16 protein-coding genes are annotated in these 17238 nt (G+C 40.0%); 8 read left to right on the top strand and 8 right to left on the bottom strand.

The features are described 5' to 3' along the window. Positions 1 to 88: 88 nt before the first annotated feature. The 4 genes from PL_RS13450 to hemW form a co-directional block, all read right to left on the bottom strand. Positions 89 to 970 carry a cupin-like domain-containing protein gene (locus PL_RS13450; protein WP_041879639.1) on the bottom strand — a complete coding sequence of 294 codons (882 nt, stop codon included), beginning with the start codon at positions 968 to 970 and terminating at the stop codon, positions 89 to 91. Positions 971 to 1113: 143 nt separating this feature from the next. Then, positions 1114 to 1665, bottom strand: coding sequence for a fasciclin domain-containing protein (locus tag PL_RS13445; protein WP_041879641.1), 552 nt, complete (start codon positions 1663 to 1665; stop codon positions 1114 to 1116). Positions 1666 to 1698: 33 nt separating this feature from the next. Further along, complete coding sequence (locus PL_RS13440) at positions 1699 to 2502, bottom strand: SDR family oxidoreductase (protein ID WP_041879643.1); 804 nt, start codon at positions 2500 to 2502, stop codon at positions 1699 to 1701. 11 nt (positions 2503 to 2513) lie between these two features. Beyond that, a complete protein-coding gene (hemW, locus tag PL_RS13435) occupies positions 2514 to 3659 on the bottom strand; it encodes a radical SAM family heme chaperone HemW (protein ID WP_041879645.1) in 1146 nt (381 codons plus the stop codon). A gap of 182 nt (positions 3660 to 3841) precedes the next feature. Between hemW and PL_RS13430 the strand changes: the two genes are divergently transcribed. After that, positions 3842 to 4213, top strand: a complete 372-nt coding sequence (locus tag PL_RS13430) for an insulinase family protein (RefSeq protein ID WP_041879647.1) — start codon at positions 3842 to 3844, stop codon at positions 4211 to 4213. Between the two features lie 130 nt (positions 4214 to 4343). Then, on the top strand, positions 4344 to 4892 hold the full coding sequence (locus tag PL_RS13425; protein WP_041879650.1) for a histidine phosphatase family protein: 549 nt from the start codon (positions 4344 to 4346) through the stop codon (positions 4890 to 4892). Here PL_RS13425 and PL_RS13420 read toward each other — a convergent pair. Beyond that, a complete protein-coding gene (locus PL_RS13420) occupies positions 4889 to 5314 on the bottom strand; it encodes a nuclear transport factor 2 family protein (protein WP_041879652.1) in 426 nt (141 codons plus the stop codon). The two genes, PL_RS13425 and PL_RS13420, sit on opposite strands and share 4 nt — an antisense overlap. A gap of 50 nt (positions 5315 to 5364) precedes the next feature. Further along, positions 5365 to 5940, bottom strand: coding sequence for a TetR/AcrR family transcriptional regulator (locus PL_RS13415; RefSeq protein WP_041879655.1), 576 nt, complete (start codon positions 5938 to 5940; stop codon positions 5365 to 5367). A 327-nt stretch (positions 5941 to 6267) separates the two neighbouring features. On the opposite strand from PL_RS13415, the gene PL_RS13410 reads away from it, so the two are divergent. From PL_RS13410 to gldN, 6 genes are all read left to right on the top strand, one after another. After that, positions 6268 to 7239 carry a DUF4271 domain-containing protein gene (locus tag PL_RS13410; protein WP_348619694.1) on the top strand — a complete coding sequence of 324 codons (972 nt, stop codon included), beginning with the start codon at positions 6268 to 6270 and terminating at the stop codon, positions 7237 to 7239. Between the two features lie 9 nt (positions 7240 to 7248). Continuing rightward, on the top strand, positions 7249 to 8019 hold the full coding sequence (locus PL_RS13405) for a uroporphyrinogen-III synthase (RefSeq protein WP_041879657.1): 771 nt from the start codon (positions 7249 to 7251) through the stop codon (positions 8017 to 8019). A gap of 193 nt (positions 8020 to 8212) precedes the next feature. Then, positions 8213 to 9583, top strand: coding sequence for an SUMF1/EgtB/PvdO family nonheme iron enzyme (locus PL_RS13400; protein ID WP_041879661.1), 1371 nt, complete (start codon positions 8213 to 8215; stop codon positions 9581 to 9583). Between the two features lie 54 nt (positions 9584 to 9637). Then, the gene (gldL, locus tag PL_RS13395) at positions 9638 to 10444 is read left to right on the top strand and encodes a gliding motility protein GldL (RefSeq protein WP_041879664.1); all 807 of its coding nucleotides are present in this window, start codon (positions 9638 to 9640) and stop codon (positions 10442 to 10444) included. Between the two features lie 42 nt (positions 10445 to 10486). After that, the gene (gene gldM / locus PL_RS13390) at positions 10487 to 12025 is read left to right on the top strand and encodes a gliding motility protein GldM (protein ID WP_041879667.1); all 1539 of its coding nucleotides are present in this window, start codon (positions 10487 to 10489) and stop codon (positions 12023 to 12025) included. A gap of 7 nt (positions 12026 to 12032) precedes the next feature. Further along, entirely contained in the window at positions 12033 to 13136 is a 1104-nt protein-coding gene (gene gldN / locus PL_RS13385) for a gliding motility protein GldN (protein WP_235324462.1), read from the top strand. Between the two features lie 69 nt (positions 13137 to 13205). On the opposite strand, the gene uvrC is transcribed toward gldN, so the two are convergent. Together uvrC and PL_RS13375 are read right to left on the bottom strand one after the other, a co-directional pair. Continuing rightward, entirely contained in the window at positions 13206 to 15011 is a 1806-nt protein-coding gene (gene uvrC, locus PL_RS13380; protein WP_041879670.1) for an excinuclease ABC subunit UvrC, read from the bottom strand. Further along, positions 15012 to 17237 (bottom strand): penicillin-binding protein 1A, encoded by a 2226-nt coding sequence (locus PL_RS13375; RefSeq protein WP_041879673.1) that lies wholly within the window; start codon positions 17235 to 17237, stop codon positions 15012 to 15014. Between the last annotated feature and the right edge of the window lies 1 nt (position 17238).

Genomic DNA, 17238 nt, shown 5'->3' with positions numbered 1-17238 from the left:
AAGTGTAAATTAAATTCTATTTATTTACATAAAAAGGCAAGGTATGACTTAGAAATAGTTTGTTATTTAAATTTAAACAGATTCTTAATTAGGAAGGAATGTGTTCCGCAAGAGCTTTATTTGCCCTTTTAACAGCCAGCCTTTCTTTCCATGCCATGTATTTCTCTCTGAAATTAGCTTTCATGAAATTATCAAATTTGCGCTGGATAGTAAGATTATATAGACTCCTTGCTTTCACTGCCCATGATTTATCCCAGGCACGCAGACTGATAGAAAAAGAACCATCCAGGTATTTCATCCAGTGCCAGTAACCCGTAGGCATAAACAGGGTATCGCCATGCTCCAGATACGCTTCTATACCTTTTACTCCTTTCAGTGCCGGGAATTTATCAAAATCAGGATTTTCAATATCATAATCTTCCAGTGCATAAGTCGCATAAGGAATCTGGTAAAGGCGTTCCTTCCATTTATTCTCGAACAGGATTACATGTTTCCGGCCGTTAAAATGCGTATGAAAGATATGGGCCATATCTATATCGTAATGCAGGAAAGTCACGGAGCCTTTTCCGCCAAAAAACATATTCGGGTAGCTATCCAGAAAACCACCCATCAGCTCTTTTGGAGCGATGTAATCATTCAGTAATTTCGGGGCCTGTTTAATCGGATCAAAAAGGAATATACGAAGATCAGTAGGGGTAGTTTTGATCAGATCAATATAATCTGCAAATTTCATTTCTGCAGCAGAGGCATTGATTGGTTTTGAGGGATCAGCTTTTGAACTGTCGTATAGAGGAACCAATTTATCTCCAACTACAGTTTTCATGTAATCCATTGACCATTTTTGATATGCAGGCCAATTTTTAGCCATGTTTTTAATGACTAATGGTTTGCGTGCATTAAGATAATTTTTTTCAAAATCCTCTTTTGAAATATCATCAACGCAATCAATCTGAGTTAAGTCAAACTTCATGTTAAAATAATGTTAATTCATGTAAAATTATAGAATTTTGACTTTCCCTGCCAACTAGTCAATGAAAAATTAAAAATTCTGACAATAAAAAAACACAGTAACGAAGACTGTGTTTTTTTTATTGTCAGCAATAAATTTAAGAATTAGTTAGGCATCAAAACACTGTCAATAACATGAATAACACCGTTTTTTTGCATTACGTTCGAAATGGTAACCTTAGCTGTTCCACCCTTTTCGTCAGTGAGCACTAATTGAGTTCCAGCCATAGCAGCCCATAGTTTTCCACCCGAAACAGTAGTTAACTCAGCTTTGCCATTTCCTGCTTTGATGGCTTTGGCAATTGTTTTTGCATCCATTTTTCCAGCGACAACGTGGTAAGTAAGGATTTTAGTTAACATGGCTTTGTTTTCTGGTTTCAGGACTGTTTCTACAGTGCCGGCAGGTAGTTTATCAAAAGCTTCATTGGTGGGCGCAAATACAGTAAAGGGGCCTGCGCTTTTTAAAGTTTCTACAAGGCCTGCTGCTTTAACAGCGGCAACCAGTGTAGTATGGTCTTTTGAATTTACTGCATTATCTACAATATCTTTAGTCGGATACATTGCTGCACCACCAACCATCGGATTTTTCTGAGCGTAAACTGAAGTTGAAAATGCCATAGCTGCTATGACAAATACAGATAAGATGATTCTTTTCATGATTTTGTTTTATAGCAGGAGATACGTCGGATTTTAACTCTTGGTTTTCAGATCTGTCATATTTATTTTACGGATGTATTTTGAAAATCTTAATGGGAACAGGCGTTTGAACAAAATACCCTTTACTTCTTTACCTCCCATGTAAACCTCTTCTTTGTTCAATTCAACAGCTTTAACGATCTGGCTGGCACAGTCAGCTGCAGAAAGACCATTTTCCTGGTTCTGGTCCATCTGGTTATGTAATTTGCCATCTCCGGTCACTGCATTCAATGAAATATTTGTTTTGATATAACCCGGACAAACGAGCGTGATGCGGATATTCTGATCAAATACTTCAGAACGCAGAGAGTCAAAATAACCATGCAGTGCATGTTTTGAAGCAGCATAACCAGAGCGGTAAGGTGTACCAAGTTTACCCATTACACTGCTTATACAAACTATTTTACCACCGCCTTTTGCAATCATTCCCGGCAATACCGCTTTACTTAAAGCTACGGTACCCCAAAAATTAACATTCATGATTTTCTGTTCAACGCTGAGTTCCGTTTCCAGGGCCAGGGAACGCTGGCTAATGCCACCGCTGTTGATGAGTAGGTCTATATGGCCAAAAATTTTCTGTGCATCTCTGGCTTTATCGCTTAATGCCGCTGTATTTTCCAGATCCAGGGAAAGGACATGAACATTGATCTGATTTTTACAGTTCCCTTTAACCCTGAACAGTTCATCTCTGTTCCTGGCAGAAATAATCAGGTTTGCTCCTGAATTGTTATACGCATATACCAGGGCCTCGCCAATACCCGATGAAGCTCCTGTGATCCAAACTACTTTGTTCTTCATTTTTTTAGGAATTAATCTTCCGGATGTTCATCTAAAAGGAACAGTTCAGAAGCAATATAATCTGCAAATAACTTACCATCCGGTGTAAGTGTTAATTTGCCATTTTCATTTTTCAGCCAGTTTCTCTGTACAAAAGGAACTATATTTTTCAGCGTATCTTCCAGAAATATCTTTCCGAATTCATCGCCTATTTTTTGCAGATCCGTACCCCACATCGTGCGCAGAGAAGTCATTATATATTCGTTAAACCGGTCATAAATATCCAGATCTTCGATAGTTTCAGCCAGTTTACCTAAGGCAAGCTGCTGCATATATTTAGCATTATTGGCGATATTCAGATATCTTTCATTCCCGTTAAATCCATGTGCTGACGGGCCTATGCCCAAATAGGGGATGCCTCTCCAGTAATTGGTATTATGTACCGCATGCCGGCCGGGCAGGCTGTAGTTTGAAATTTCGTAGTGATCAAAACCAGCAGCAGCCAGTTTCGCTGTCAGTGTAATAAACTGAGCAGCACTTTGTTCATCATTAACAGGTATTTCTCTGCCTTTTCTGATCGCTGCGGCCAACGCCGTTTTGGGTTCTACGGTTAATGAATAAGCTGAAATATGTGGCGCCTGTAAACCGATCGCTTTGCTGATATTACTCAGCCATTTCTCATCAGTCAGCAAAGGGAAGCCATAGATCAAATCTATACTCAGGTTTTCAAATCCGGCATCCTGGCTGCGTTTGATACAGGTTTCTGCTTCAGTGGAGTTATGTGCCCTGTTCATCCAGACCAGATCCTCATTGAAAAAAGACTGCACGCCGATACTGAAACGGTTTACAGGAAACTGCCGCAATTGCGCGATTTTCTTTGCATCTAAATCATCAGGATTAGTTTCTATAGTAATTTCAGCATCTGCCGCTATAGAGAAACCGGAGGTTAATGTATCAAATATTTTGGCCAGAGACTTTTCCGGTAAAAGGGATGGAGTGCCACCCCCAAAATATATACTGCCGATCTGCTGATCAGAGATTCTGTTTTTTTTCAGCATAATCTCTTTGCAGATTGCATCAGTCATTTCATCTACATGCTGCAGAGAGGTACTGAAGTGGAAATCGCAATAATTACAAGCTTGTTTACAAAAAGGGATATGGATATAAATTCCTGCCATGTTTTTAAGGCCGTTTGAATGGCGTAGGTTAATACAGATTAAGCAAAGGTAAGGCATAAAAATTTGTCAGGAGGAAAGTTTAACCACTGAAAAATAAGAAATCGTACTTATGAAGGAATGGAATAAGAGAATACAGCTCCATTTGGTTCTGCATTGCTGGCCCAGGTCCGACCGCCAAGCTTTTGAATAAAATCCTTACAGATAAAGGTGGTCATATAGCTGCAAGCAATGTTGGTTTTGCTAACGCTTTAACCGTATTCTCGAAATCAGTACAAGAACCGGTTTTAAACCAGGCTACTTTTAAAAAGGCATTGGCAAAAGTGATTGCAAGTGTAAATGCCGGAGACCGTTACTATCCTGAAACCATTACAGAGGCGTCACTTAAGTCTTTAACTTTAGACGATATCAAAACATTTTATAATAGAAATATTATACCTTCAAATACCTGCCTGACTATTGTGGGTAATATTACTGCTGCTGATGCCAGAGAGCTGGCAAAAAAATCTTTTGGAGAATGGAACCGTTCTGCCTCAGAACACCAGGTGAGTAAGTAATTTTAAAATAAGTGGAGCCAAATAAATATTGTATCCGGCTCCATTTATTGTTCAGATCTGAGCCGGTTAATTATCAGGCTGTCTGATTAGCTGTCAGATGAATTGCAATTAAAATAGTATTTTGGCTGTAATGAAAAAGATAGTTTTAACAGCAATGTGTGTATTATGCGGATTGATGTTATCCCCAGCGCTAAAAGCACAAACCAGAATAGTAATTATCCGTCATGGTGAAAAACAGGATCAAAATGAAAACCTGAGCTGTAAAGGGCTTAACCGTTCTTTAAAGTTAACCAGCGTACTCTATAAAAAAATAGGTGTTCCGGCTGCGATCTATGTGCCTTCTTTGAGTAATGGTAATAAAACGATGCATTCACGCATGTTTCAGACTATTACCCCATTTGCAGTTAAGTACAGTGTTAGTATCAACAGCAACTTTGAGGGAACAGATTTTGCTGCAATAGCAAAAGATATCAAACGTCGGCAAGGTACCGTGCTGCTGGTCTGGAACCACGGTAATATCCCTGCGCTTGCCAAAGCCCTCGGAATTAAACATCAGAAACTATCCTGGAGCAGTGCAGACTTTGATTCTATGTGGATTATTACCGGTAGCGGTAAAGATAAAATCCTGAAAGCAGACCGGGAAGGAATTCTGCCCGGTACTGACTGTCCTGTTTTTTAGTCCTGTTTTATAGCTTCAACCAGTGCATAACTGTCTTCCAGCATCAGATAATGTGTGATCAGACCATTTTCCTGCGTAAATTGCATCGAAAAGTCAGATTTGAATACCTTATCTGAACTTCTCACCCGGGAAGCCAGATTTCCTGTGATCACGGCCTGGTTATCCTGAATAAACCGATTGGTAATTATGAATGACTGATGGTCAAGATACTGCACCAGCAGGTCATAAAATTCAGCTATTTCAGTTTTGTTTTTTCTTCTTCCTACCCATGGAGCGACATCCGTATTACCCGGAATGTTGAAATCTACCTGATCACTGTATAAGTCAATGATTCCTTTAATATCGCGTTCTACCAGTAATTTTCTGAAGTAGGTTTCGATTAATTCTGTTGTTGCTGCGGTGTTTTCTTTTGCTGTTTTCATCTTGTTTTTTATTTCTGGAACAATCGTTCTGTATTAGGGTAAAAAAAATGTTATTTGATGACTGAAATTAAAAATTCAACGGATTTGTCTACCTGCTCACGGCTTCCGGACAAAATGTATTGCTGCCAGAAACCGCTAAAGCTCGATAAAATAAAGGCAGCCATAACTTCCGGATCTTTTGAGGTGCCGATTTCTCCGTTTTGCTGTGCTTTTCTGATCAGGCTGGCAAATATTTCCTGCAGTACTTTTCCATGTTTAACAATGATTGCCCGGATATCATCGTTTTTTCCGGCCACTTCAAAGGTCGATTTTACAATCAGGCAGTTTCTGTCATCTTTTAGCGTATGCTCAACTACACTTCTGATGATATTGGTTAATGCGCTAAAAGCTGAATCAGCTCCTTTGCCGGCAGTCTGGTACTCACTGATTTTTAACTGTGCATAATTAGTCAGGCTACTTAGAAACAGCTCATGCTTACTGCCATAAGTGTCGTATATGCTGCTCCGGTTAAGTCCAAGCGTATCTACAAGATCATTGATTGACGTAGCATGATAACCCTTTTCCCAGAAAAGGTCACGTGCTACCGTTAATTTATGATCTATGTCGAATGCTTTATTCCGGGCCATGGGGCAAATATACAATATGGACTGATCGTTCCGAAATAAATATGAATTAATTATTGTGTTGATTCCGGCCTCAGAGAATTCGCAGAAACAACTGTGTGAGTCCACCTTGACTCCACAATGAGTCCACGGTGAGTCCACCTTTTTCTGTAAATAGGTGGACTCGCTGCGGAGCCGGGCCGGAGCTGACATGGAAACGTACAATACCGTTACGCAGAAAGAGGAGTCAGCAGCTATTCTGCCGCAATGCATGAATGTGAAATAATAATATCTTAGCTTTGCACAAAGGAATAATCCCGTTACTTTTATTGCCCGATGTATAAATACTTTTTGGTAACATTTTTCCTGCTGTGCATTGCAGGCTTTGGAAAGGCGAATGCGCAGGACTTGTCTGTAGTCAGAGATTCTACTGTAAAACGCAGGGTTTATAAGCCCAGGCTGGTGAGAGACTCTGCATTTCTGGTACGGCAGAAGTTTGTGACAGATTCTATAATGACGCATACCTGGATTCTTCCGGACTCCCTGATCAACAAACATATGCTGATGGACAGTATCATGAAAGCCAATGTTTTTGAGAAGCTGGATCTGGATGCCTGGTTTAAAAAGTATAGTAAACTGAAGAAAGTAAGCCGCTTCAGAACGGGTACTCCGTTACATAAAGGACAGACCTGGGTGCTGGGTTTTATCGTGTTGTTACTGGTTGTTTTTGCTGTACTCAGAATCTCTTTCTCCAAACAATTACAGAGTATTGTGCAATCTTTTTACAGTAATCGCGGACTAAATAACCTGAATAAGGAGGATAATGTGTTCAGTTCCTGGCCATTTTTGTTTTTATTTATCCAGTTTGGCTTCACAATCGGCATGTTTTTTTACCTCGTTGCACAGTATTATCAGCTCGCTTATGTGCATCAGGGATTTCGTTTTTTTGTCAGTGTTTCTGTTCTTGTTGTGGTGCTTTATGCGATGAAAATTTTTTTATTGAGAATACTGGGACATCTGTTTAACATCCAAAAACCCGTCCACGAGTACATTTCTATATTATATTTGAGTTATTTTAACATCTCTTTAATCTTTATTCCATTGGTTGTTGCGTTCGCCTTATCACCAATGAAATATGGTATATATTACATAGTTATCTCATTTATTCTGCTGGGCGTAATCTTCACATTTCAATTTATAAGAGCGGGAATAAATATTTTATCTCACTATCGGTTTTCAAAATTCTATTTATTTATGTACTTTTGTGCCCTCGAAATATGTCCTATTTTGATATTAATCAAGGCCATAGGATTAGAGCTGTAATTAGGTAAAATGCAAGAAAAAACAGAAGATAGGTTGCGTAAAGTAAAAAGTATACTGATAACTTTGCCAAAGCCCGAAACAGAGAAGTCCCCATACTTTGATTTGGCTAAGAAATACAATTTAAAAATTGATTTCAGATCCTTCATTCATGTGGAAGGTATTCCAGCAAGGGACTTTAGAAAAGACAAGATCACATTAGCTGATTTTACTGCTGTAGTATTTACAAGCAGAAATGCGGTAGATCATTTTTTTAGAATTAGTGAGGAAATGCGGTACGAAGTGCCTGCAGATCTGAAGTACTTTTGTATTTCGGAATCAACCGCACTATACCTTCAAAAATATATCCAGTACCGGAAACGTAAGATATTTTTCGGAAAGCAGACTGCTGCCGATTTATCTGAAGTCCTGAAGAAACATGCAGGGGAGAAATTCCTTTACCCATGTTCTGATGTGGCCACAGAAGATACCATGAATTTCCTGTTGAAAAATGGATACGACCTGACGCCTGCAGTATTGTTTAAGACCGTAGTGAGTGATCTTTCTGATCTTGCTGAAGTGACTTATGATATGATTGCTTTCTTTAGCCCTTCCAGTATTCAGTCGCTGTATACAAATTTTCCTGAGTTCCAGCAAAATAATACACGGATTGCAGCGTTTGGAGTAAATACGCATAAGGCTGTTAAGGATAATAACCTGATTGTTGATATTGCTGCCCCTTCACCGGAGTCGCCATCAATGATCATGGCAATCGAAAATTATATAAAGAAATCCAATAAATAACGGGAAGTTGTTGACTTATTTTCCCAAATTGGGGAAAGGTCTCCTGTGCCAATTTTTTTAAAAACTGAAAAGCAAGATGTTATGAAATCGTTAACATCTTGCTTTTTTTGCTTTTAAGACATATTTTTATCTCAGAATAATTGTTTATATCAATCATATTTGATAAAATTGTTGTAAAATTGCTCTAGGGCTTATGAGGAAAATTTACACACTGGGTTTTATATTAATTACAGCAATCCTATCCGGATGCGGAAAAGGCGGTCAGGGAGAACTGGTTGGTGTATATAATAAGAAATTCAATAACAAAAAAATGCCAAGGGGAATGGTCTATATTCCTCAGGGTAAAACGCTGATCGGTATGTCTGACGAGGATATTAACAACTCACAGACTTCCCCAAGCAGGATGACCTCATTCAGTGCATTTTATATGGACGAAACAGAGATCACCAACGCCAAGTACAGACAATTTGTGAACTGGGTAAGAGACTCTGTTGCTTTGACCACTGTAGGCCCAAGCGGAGCGCCAGGATATTTCATCACCCCTAAAACTCAGACAGCCGGAGGTGCAAGCCTTACTTCCGGACAGAAAAATATTGACTGGAAGAAAGTCGGTAATGGTTCTGCGCTCTGGAATGATAAAAAAGGTGGTTTAAGTGCTAAATTCAAGGATATGTATTATTCGGGAGATGACGCACTGCCAGGCCGCAATGATCTGGACATTAGAAAATTAAGATATTCTTATAGTTTCGTGAATCTTGATCTGGCAGAAGCCGGAAGAAAAGATCCGACTAAAAAGCGTAAAGACTTTATTGAAAGTTATGTGGATTCACCTGATCCTAATAACCCGAATCAGTTTCCTTCGGTAAATGTTTACCCGGATACAATGGTTTGGAAACTGGATTATTCTTATTCTCAGAATGACCCGATGGTGAAATCTTACTTCAATCACCCTTCTTATGATAATTATCCTGTAGTAGGGGTAACCTGGGAACAGGCAAATGCATTCTGTGTATGGCGTACCCGCTTATATGAGCCGGTTGCGGCTTCAAGAAAAATTCCTTTAAGTTCACGTCCGGAATACAGATTACCTACAGATGCTGAGTTTGAATATGCGGCAAGAGGAGGTAATGTGAAAACGAAATACCCATGGGGTGGCCCTTATGTCAGAAATACCAAAGGATGTATGCAGGCTAACTTCAAGGTAGGCAGAGGTAATTATTCTGATGATGGTGGTTTATACACCGTTAATGTGAAATCTTATTTCCCTAACGATTACGGTTTATATAACATGGCCGGAAACGTAGCAGAATGGACTGTAACTGCCTATAACAATTCAGCAGCACCGTTATTGCTGGATTTTAATCCAAACTTCACCTATGTAGCTAAAACTACAGACAGTAAATATCTTAAACGTAAAGTGGTTAGAGGCGGTTCATGGAAAGACATCGGTTTCTTTCTTCAGAATGCTGTAGGCACTTATGAATACCAGGATCAGGCCAGATCTTATATTGGATTCAGATGCGTTTCTTCTTATGCAGGAACTGATATTCACTTCAAAAACTAAATTGATTCTATCTCAATTATAAAATTTTAAAAACAACATCTATATAGTAGAAATATGGCAGCTAAAAAGAATTCTAATTGGTTACACACGGCAATCTCATGGGGCGCGAGTATTGTAATTTTGGGAGCGTTATGTAAAATCCTTCACATTGGTGGTATCTGGGGAAGTTATGCAATTGGTATAGGTCTGGGTGTTGAAGCAGCATTATTCTTTATCACCGGGTTTTTCCCGCCAGAACCAGAATTAGCCTGGGAAAAAGTATATCCAGAATTAAGAGATGATTTTAAAGGCGAGTTGCCGGTAGCTACAGCAAGACCAGTTGCTGCGGCAGGATTTTCTTCTACAGCAGCATTGGATAAAATGCTGGGCGATGCTAAAATAGGTCCTGAATTAATTGAAAGCCTGGGCAGCGGATTACGCACCTTTGGCGATAAAGTAGCTAATATTTCAACAGTTGCAGATGCAGCAGTCGCAACCAATGATTTTACAGGCAGAGTAAAACAGGCTTCTGCAGGTTTTGATCAGCTGAATGGTGCATTCAGTAAAGCAACTACACAATTGGTAGAGCTTGGTGAAAGTGGTAATGCTTCAAAATCTTACCATGAGCAGGTCAATAACCTGTCTAAAAATCTATCTGCTTTAAATGCAGTTTATGAATTGGAATTACAGGATTCTACTTCACACCTTAAATCGATGAACAAATTCTATCAGAACCTTTCGGCTACGATGAGTAACTTCAATGAATCTATGGATGATTCAAAACAATTTAAAGAAGAAGTAGGTAAACTGGCGAAAAATCTGTCTTCACTGAATGCTATTTATGGCAACATGCTGACAGCAATGAATCAGCCTCGTCCATAATCAGGTAATCAATTTATTTAATCACCACAGAGAACCATAATAATGGCCGGAGGAAAAGAAACAACAAGGCAGAAGATGATCAATATCATGTATTTGGTATTGTTAGCTATGCTTGCCCTAAACGTATCTGATACTATACTTAATGCCTTTAAGAATATCAATGACAGTCTTGATTCATCAAGAACGAATGTGAGCACCAGCATTGATCAGTTGTTCACTTCATTTCAGAATACAAAACTTAAAGAAGAGCCGGGAAGGGCACAGCCGATCTGGGCTAAGGCCAACCAGGCAAAAAAATATGCTGACGACCTGAATAGTTATATCCAGCAGTTAAAACAGCAGTTTAATACTGCCGGTGGTGGTATCGATCCTGAAACAGGCGACCTGAAAGAGAGAGCAAATCAGGATATCGCTCAGGGAATTATGATTAACGCTAAAGAAGGAGAGAAACTTAAAGCCAAAATCAATGAAACCCGTGAAAAACTGATCGCACTTTTAGAAACAGAAGACCGCAAACATGTTTCTTTTTCTTTAGAAGCAAAGGATGCGGAAAAAAGCATAGAAGGTAAGAAAAAATGGGAAGACATTAATTTTGGTGAAGGAACTCCTTTAACTGCGGCAAATACTGTCCTGACTAAAATTCAGTCGGATACCAGGAATGCTGAGGCCGAAATTGTTAAAAAACTTTTCGGAAATATGGACAAATCACTGGTCAACCTGGATCAGTTTGCTGCGGTTGCGGTTGCGCCAACTTCTTACGTAATCCAGGGTCAGCCTTATACTGCGCAGGTTTTCCTGACAGCAAGTGATTCAAAATCAAGTCCTGAAATCAGTGTTGGCGGTGGCAGATTAGCGACCAAAGATGGTAAAGGAACTTATACTGGTGGAACAGGTTCTGTTGGTGTCTTTAAATGGGTTGGTACAATCCGTGTCAAACAAACTGACGGACAGATCAAAGAATACAGAACTCCGGAACAAACTTACCAGGTGGCCAAACCATCGGCTACGGTGTCTCCTGACAAAATGAATGTAATCTATGCAGGTATTCCAAATCCATTCTCAGTTTCGGCTGCCGGATTTCCTTTAGAAAGCGTAAAGGCCAGTATTTCTGCTGGTTCAATGAGCGGTTCAAATGGTAAATATTCTGTAAGTGTGGGAGGTGGCCAGATTGGCCAGGTAGTCAACATTAATGTGACAGCCAATAATGCCGGTAAAACAGTGAATTTAGGTTCACAGCAATTCAGAGTAAAAGCTTTGCCTACACCAAAAGCCCTTATTAAGGGAAAATCTGGTGGCAGTGTTGATCTGGAGTGGTTATCAAGATCTAATGTGATCGAAACGCAGCTGGAAGATTTCGTATTTGATATAAAATACAAAGTAGTAAGATTTAACGCTACCTTTATTAACCCAAGATCGGACGCAGTGAACATCCCTAACAGTGGTGGTTCTTTCAGCGGACAGATCAAAGGTGCTTTGAATTCCATTAAACCGGGAGCAACAGTTATCTTCAAGGATATTATTGCTGAAGGACCTGATGGCAGACAAAAGAATTTAGATGGTATAACATTTACAGCTAAATAGAATCAAGATGAAAAATTTTTTATATCTGATTATCCTGTTGTTTCTGGGCACCGCATCTTTCGCTCAGAACAAACCTGTAAAACCAATAGTAAGTCAGCGTCCTAAAGTAAAACCGGTTAAAACATCGGCTGCGCCCGTTACTGTGCCAGCTGCTGAACCAGCTGTTGCTCCAACTACACAAAGTGCAGGACCGGCAACTGAAACGGTTACCCCGGTTACTACGCCAGGGGTTACTACACCTGCAGTCAATACGCCTTCAGCAGGTAAGCCGGCTGTGAATACACCGGTAGTTACAGCAGCTGCTCCTGTTACTAATCCGCTGCTTAAAAAATCAAAGATTAAAACTCCGCCAAAAGATGGCTTTTTTGCCAGAAAAGATGTGGATAGCAGTGTCATGGTTCCCTATGCTGATGTAAGAGAAGAAGATGTTTTTTACTCTAAACGGGTATGGAGAGAAATCGACCTGCGTGATACGATCAATTCGGTTTTAAATACAGAAAGCTCCAAACTGATTGAAGTACTGCTGGAAGCTATCGGCAATGAAGAGCTGACCGCTTATTCACCAAAGGATACTGTTGCCGGTAAATTGCTGGAAGATAATGACGCTTTCAAAATCGCACTGACTTCTGCCGAAGCATTGAGAAATGCAAGAGGAACTTCTGAAGGTGAGGCAGACGAGAAAGGTAAAATAGGAGAGCCTACGCTTAAACGCTTAAGACCTGATGAGTTTTTAAAATACAGAATTAAAGAAGACTGGATTCTGGATACCAAAAGATCTGTGTTTGAACCGCGTATTGTGGGGCTGGCACCGTTAAAAATGGTAGAAGGTAACTGGCAGCCTGTATTCTGGATTTACTATGATGAAGCCAGAACATTGCTGAGTAAGAAAAAGCTCGTAGACCCGGCTAATGATGCCTCGGTACTGACATTTGATGACTTCTTTGTCAGAAGGCTGTTCTCGAGTAATATTGTGAAAGAAACTAATCCGGCTAATAAAACTATCGTGGAGATTCTGAATCAGACCGATCCTAAAGATCCAAGAAAGTTATATGAGTCTGAACGCATCAAGAAAAGTATGGCAGACTATGAACAGAGTCTGTGGGAATACTAAATCTCTGATGATAATCTCATAAAAAAGCCGCTGTCTTTATAGATAGCGGCTTTTTTATTGGAACAGGTTTTAAATATCTTTTGGACTGAAGTGACTAAGCAGGGTTTTGACCTGTGCTTTGTTCAATACCTTTTCGAGCTCGGCCTCTGTTGCTTCTCTGATCTTTTTAACGGACTTGAACTGACGCAGCAGTTTATCGGCCGTTGCCTTGCCAATACCGGGAATATCTTCTAATTCTGTTTTCAGTGTACCCTGATCTCTTTTCTTTCTGTGGAAGGTGATCCCAAAACGGTGGGCCTCGTCACGAAGCTGCTGAATGATTTTGAGGGTCTCTGATTTTTTATCCAGGTGAAGCGGATAGCTGTCTCCGGGATAATATAATTCTTCGAGTCTTTTGGCAATGCCGATGACCGTAACTTTCTTGTCTATCCCTAATTTCTTTAAACTGCTCACTGCAGACGATAGCTGGCCTTTACCGCCGTCAATGATGATGAGCTGAGGTAAGGTGTCCTCTTCTTCCATCATGCGCTTATATCGCCTGTAAACAGCTTCTTCCATAGTCGCGAAATCATTGGGGCCTTCTACCGTTTTTACATTGAAGTGTCTGTAATCTTTTTTAGAAGGTTTGGCATCTTTGAATACCACGATTGCAGAAACCGGATAAGCTCCCTGAAAGTTGGAGTTATCAAAACATTCGATATGGACAGGTAGCTGAGTCAGCATTAAGTCTTTCTGCATTTGTGTTAAAATGCGTTCGGTTCTTAAATCCGGGTTCAGTTTTTCATATTGATTTAGTTTTTCCCGTCTGAAGAACAATACGTTTTTATGAGAAAGTTCCAGCAGGTTTTTCTTCTCTCCAAGCTTGGGAACAGTAAACTTTAAATTCTCGTCTTTCAGCTTAATCTCAAAAGGAACAATGATTTCTCTGGAGGTACTGCTGAACTTTGTTCTGAACTCTGTGATAGCCAGGGTAAGCAGTTCTTCATCAGATTCATCCAGACGCTTTTTAATTTCTATGGTTTGGGTCTGAATGATACTGCCATTCATGATTTTCAGATAATTGACAAAGGCATAACGCTCATCAGAAGCAATACTTACCACATCAACATTGGTAATAGAGCTGTTGACCACAGTTGATTTACTCTGGTACTTTTCTAAAACCAGCAGTTTTTTCTGATACTGATGGGCATATTCAAAATTCAGTTCGGCAACTGCATTTTTGATAGTCTGCTTAACTTCTTTGATAACATTACCGATTTTGCCATTTAGAATATCTTTGATTTCTTCTATGTTATGGTCATAGTCGGCATCAGACTGATAAGCCTGACAAGGACCTTTACAATTACCGATCTGATACTCCAGACAGACTTTAAATTTACCGGCACTGATGTTTTCTTCGCTGAGCGGCAGATTACAGGTGCGCAAAGGGTAAGTCTCCTTGATCAGGTCAAGAATGGTATGCATCATACCTACAGAGGCATAAGGGCCAAAATAGGTAGAGCCGTCTTTGACCATTTTCCTGGTCCAGTATAAACGGGGGAAAGGTTCTTTTTTGATAATAATCCATGGATAGGTCTTATCATCTTTCAGCATGATATTATACCTGGGCTGATGCTTTTTGATCAGGCTGTTTTCCAGCAGCCAGGCATCAATCTCGGTATCTACAATGGTAAAGGTAATCTTGCGGATTTTGGAAACCAGTACCCTGGTTTTACCATTCATCTGATTATCCTGATTAAAATAAGAGCCTACCCGGTTTCTTAAATCCTTGGCTTTGCCAATATAGATAAGTATACCCTCGGTATCCCAGTATTGATAAACACCGGGTTTATGAGGAATATCGGCTAATGCCTTTTTGTAATCAAAGCTATTCATTTAAAAACCAAGCTTCTTGTCCAGTTCTGTGGTGTCGGTTTGCTGCTGCTGATATTGGTTACAGTCGTAAGTAATGGATACGCCGTTTTTAGGTGCTTCAAAGTCTGCTTTACTTACTTTTAATTTAGGATTTGCATATACTCTTTTGAAGAAACCACCAAAAATCGGTAATGCAGTTTTCGAACCTTCACCTTCTCTGGTACTGATAAAGTGGAATGCACGGTCTTCACAACCGGTCCATACCCCGGCTACCAGGTCAGGACTGATACCAACGAACCAGCCGTCCGAGTTATTCTGGGTTGTTCCGGTTTTACCACCTACAGGATTTTTGATGCCATATTTACTGATCAGGCTGTAACCGTAACCATTTTTAACCACACCTTCAAGCATACGGGTCATGACATAAGCCACGTCTTCGTTCATGGCAGGGTGTTTCTGAGGCGTCTGTGAGAACAGCACCACACCATTTTTATCTTCAATCCTTAAAATATAAGTAGGCTGTGTCCAGACTCCCTTGTTGGCAAATACACTGTACGCACCTACCATGTCAAATACAGAGGCATCAAAAGAGCCCAGTGCAATAGATGGATAAGCAGGTACATTAGACGTGATCCCCATTCTTTTTGCCAGTGTTGCCACAGCTGTAGGACCTACCTGTTTCATTAAATAAGCTGCAATATAGTTCTGAGAAAAGGCAAGTGCTTTCTGCAGGGTGATATAACCAGGTAAAGTACCTCCTGATTTTGGTGTCCATGGCGCACTGCCCGGAACCTCAATGGTAACAGGTTCATTTAATACCTGGTAACAAGGAGAATAACCATTTTCTATAGCGACAGAATAAGTGAAAGGTTTAGCTGTTGAACCAACCTGTCTTGTTCCCATTTTTACCTGATCGTATTTGAAGTGCTCATAATTGATACCACCAACCCAGGCTTTAACATATCCTGTTTTCGGGTCCATCGCCATCATGGCATTTCTTAACAGCAGTTTATAATATTTCACCGAGTCAATAGGTTTCATCAGGGTATCCAGATTTCCCTTCCAGGTGAAAATGCTCATCTCTGTCGGGGTGTTAAAATCTGTTTTAATTTCTTCTTCTGATTTACCTTCCAGTTGCAGGGCCTTATAACGGTCTGATCTTTTAACTCCCTGTTCTATCTGTAATTCTTTATCCTTGAACGGGTTTCTGCCTTTCCAGCCTCTGATAAACTGTGCCTGAAGAACTTTCATCGCTTCTTTCTGCGCTTCTTCGGCATATACCTGCATATCATAATTGATCGTCGTGATAATTTTAAGACCATCTCTGTCCAGGTCATAAGGTGTACCGTCGGCTTTCAGGATAGAACGCTCCTGGAAAATTCTCTTGATATCGTTTTTAAGTACAGCCCTGAAATAAGGGGCAATTCCATCATTTACTGTTGCTGCACTGAATTTAAGGGCAAGAGGTTTTGATTTTTCTTCTTCATACTGCTGATCAGTCAGCAGGCCTTCTTTCACCATATTACTCATTACGGTGTTACGGCGGGCAAGTGATCTTTCCGGGTTACGGGTAGGAGAGTAACGGGTAATTCCTTTTTGTAATCCAACCAGGGTTGCAGCCTGTGCTACAGTCAGCTGATCAGGGGTGGTATTGAAGTAAACTCTGGCTGCCGATTTGATCCCATAGGCCTGATTACCAAAATCCACAGTATTTAAATACATCGTGATAATCTCTTCTTTGGTAAAGTTACGTTCCAGCTTTACTGCAACGATCCATTCCTGAAACTTCTGCATCAGACGTTTGAAGAAATTGCGCTGACGGCCTTCTTCTGAGAAAAGGTTGAGTGCAAGCTGCTGTGTAATGGTACTGGCACCTTGTTTTTTACCGACTATATTATAAAAAATGATCGTGAATGTACGTTTGAAGTCGATACCGGAGTGTTCTTTGAACCGGGTATCTTCTGTAGAGATCAGTGCATTAATTACATTCTGAGAAATCTCAGGATAAGTTACATTAGAGCGGTTCTGTAGAAAGTAAGTACCCAGAACCCTTTTATCTTCTGTTAAAATTTCAGTCGCCTGATTACTTTTAGGATGTTCAATATCTCTGAAAGAAGGTAAAGTTCCAAATAAACCGAAGCCTATTGCAATAATAAAAATTGCAAACAGAATCACACCTCCTATCAGTAACTTCCAGAGCGTAAGGTTATAACTTTTTATCTCTGCAGCTGAAATATTTTTGGTCATT

Origin of the sequence: Pedobacter lusitanus (assembly GCF_040026395.1) — a bacterium.
In the GTDB taxonomy this organism is placed as follows: Bacteria; Bacteroidota; Bacteroidia; order Sphingobacteriales; family Sphingobacteriaceae; genus Pedobacter; species Pedobacter lusitanus.
The sequence above is the reverse complement of the archived record's forward strand: the minus strand, read 5'-3'. Positions and strand labels throughout refer to the sequence as shown.

What these genes read in the sequence shown, in the direction of transcription:
- PL_RS13450 (WP_041879639.1), bottom strand. Translation starts at nt 970, where the DNA reads ATGAAGTTTGACTTAACTCAGATTGATTGCGTTGATGATATTTCAAAA.
- PL_RS13445 (WP_041879641.1), bottom strand. Translation starts at nt 1,665, where the DNA reads ATGAAAAGAATCATCTTATCTGTATTTGTCATAGCAGCTATGGCATTT.
- PL_RS13440 (WP_041879643.1), bottom strand. Translation starts at nt 2,502, where the DNA reads ATGAAGAACAAAGTAGTTTGGATCACAGGAGCTTCATCGGGTATTGGC.
- hemW (WP_041879645.1), bottom strand. Translation starts at nt 3,659, where the DNA reads ATGGCAGGAATTTATATCCATATCCCTTTTTGTAAACAAGCTTGTAAT.
- PL_RS13425 (WP_041879650.1), top strand. Translation starts at nt 4,344, where the DNA reads ATGAAAAAGATAGTTTTAACAGCAATGTGTGTATTATGCGGATTGATG.
- PL_RS13420 (WP_041879652.1), bottom strand. Translation starts at nt 5,314, where the DNA reads ATGAAAACAGCAAAAGAAAACACCGCAGCAACAACAGAATTAATCGAA.
- PL_RS13415 (WP_041879655.1), bottom strand. Translation starts at nt 5,940, where the DNA reads ATGGCCCGGAATAAAGCATTCGACATAGATCATAAATTAACGGTAGCA.
- PL_RS13405 (WP_041879657.1), top strand. Translation starts at nt 7,249, where the DNA reads ATGCAAGAAAAAACAGAAGATAGGTTGCGTAAAGTAAAAAGTATACTG.
- PL_RS13400 (WP_041879661.1), top strand. Translation starts at nt 8,213, where the DNA reads ATGAGGAAAATTTACACACTGGGTTTTATATTAATTACAGCAATCCTA.
- gldL (WP_041879664.1), top strand. Translation starts at nt 9,638, where the DNA reads ATGGCAGCTAAAAAGAATTCTAATTGGTTACACACGGCAATCTCATGG.
- gldM (WP_041879667.1), top strand. Translation starts at nt 10,487, where the DNA reads ATGGCCGGAGGAAAAGAAACAACAAGGCAGAAGATGATCAATATCATG.
- gldN (WP_235324462.1), top strand. Translation starts at nt 12,033, where the DNA reads ATGAAAAATTTTTTATATCTGATTATCCTGTTGTTTCTGGGCACCGCA.
- uvrC (WP_041879670.1), bottom strand. Translation starts at nt 15,011, where the DNA reads ATGAATAGCTTTGATTACAAAAAGGCATTAGCCGATATTCCTCATAAA.
- PL_RS13375 (WP_041879673.1), bottom strand. Translation starts at nt 17,237, where the DNA reads ATGACCAAAAATATTTCAGCTGCAGAGATAAAAAGTTATAACCTTACG.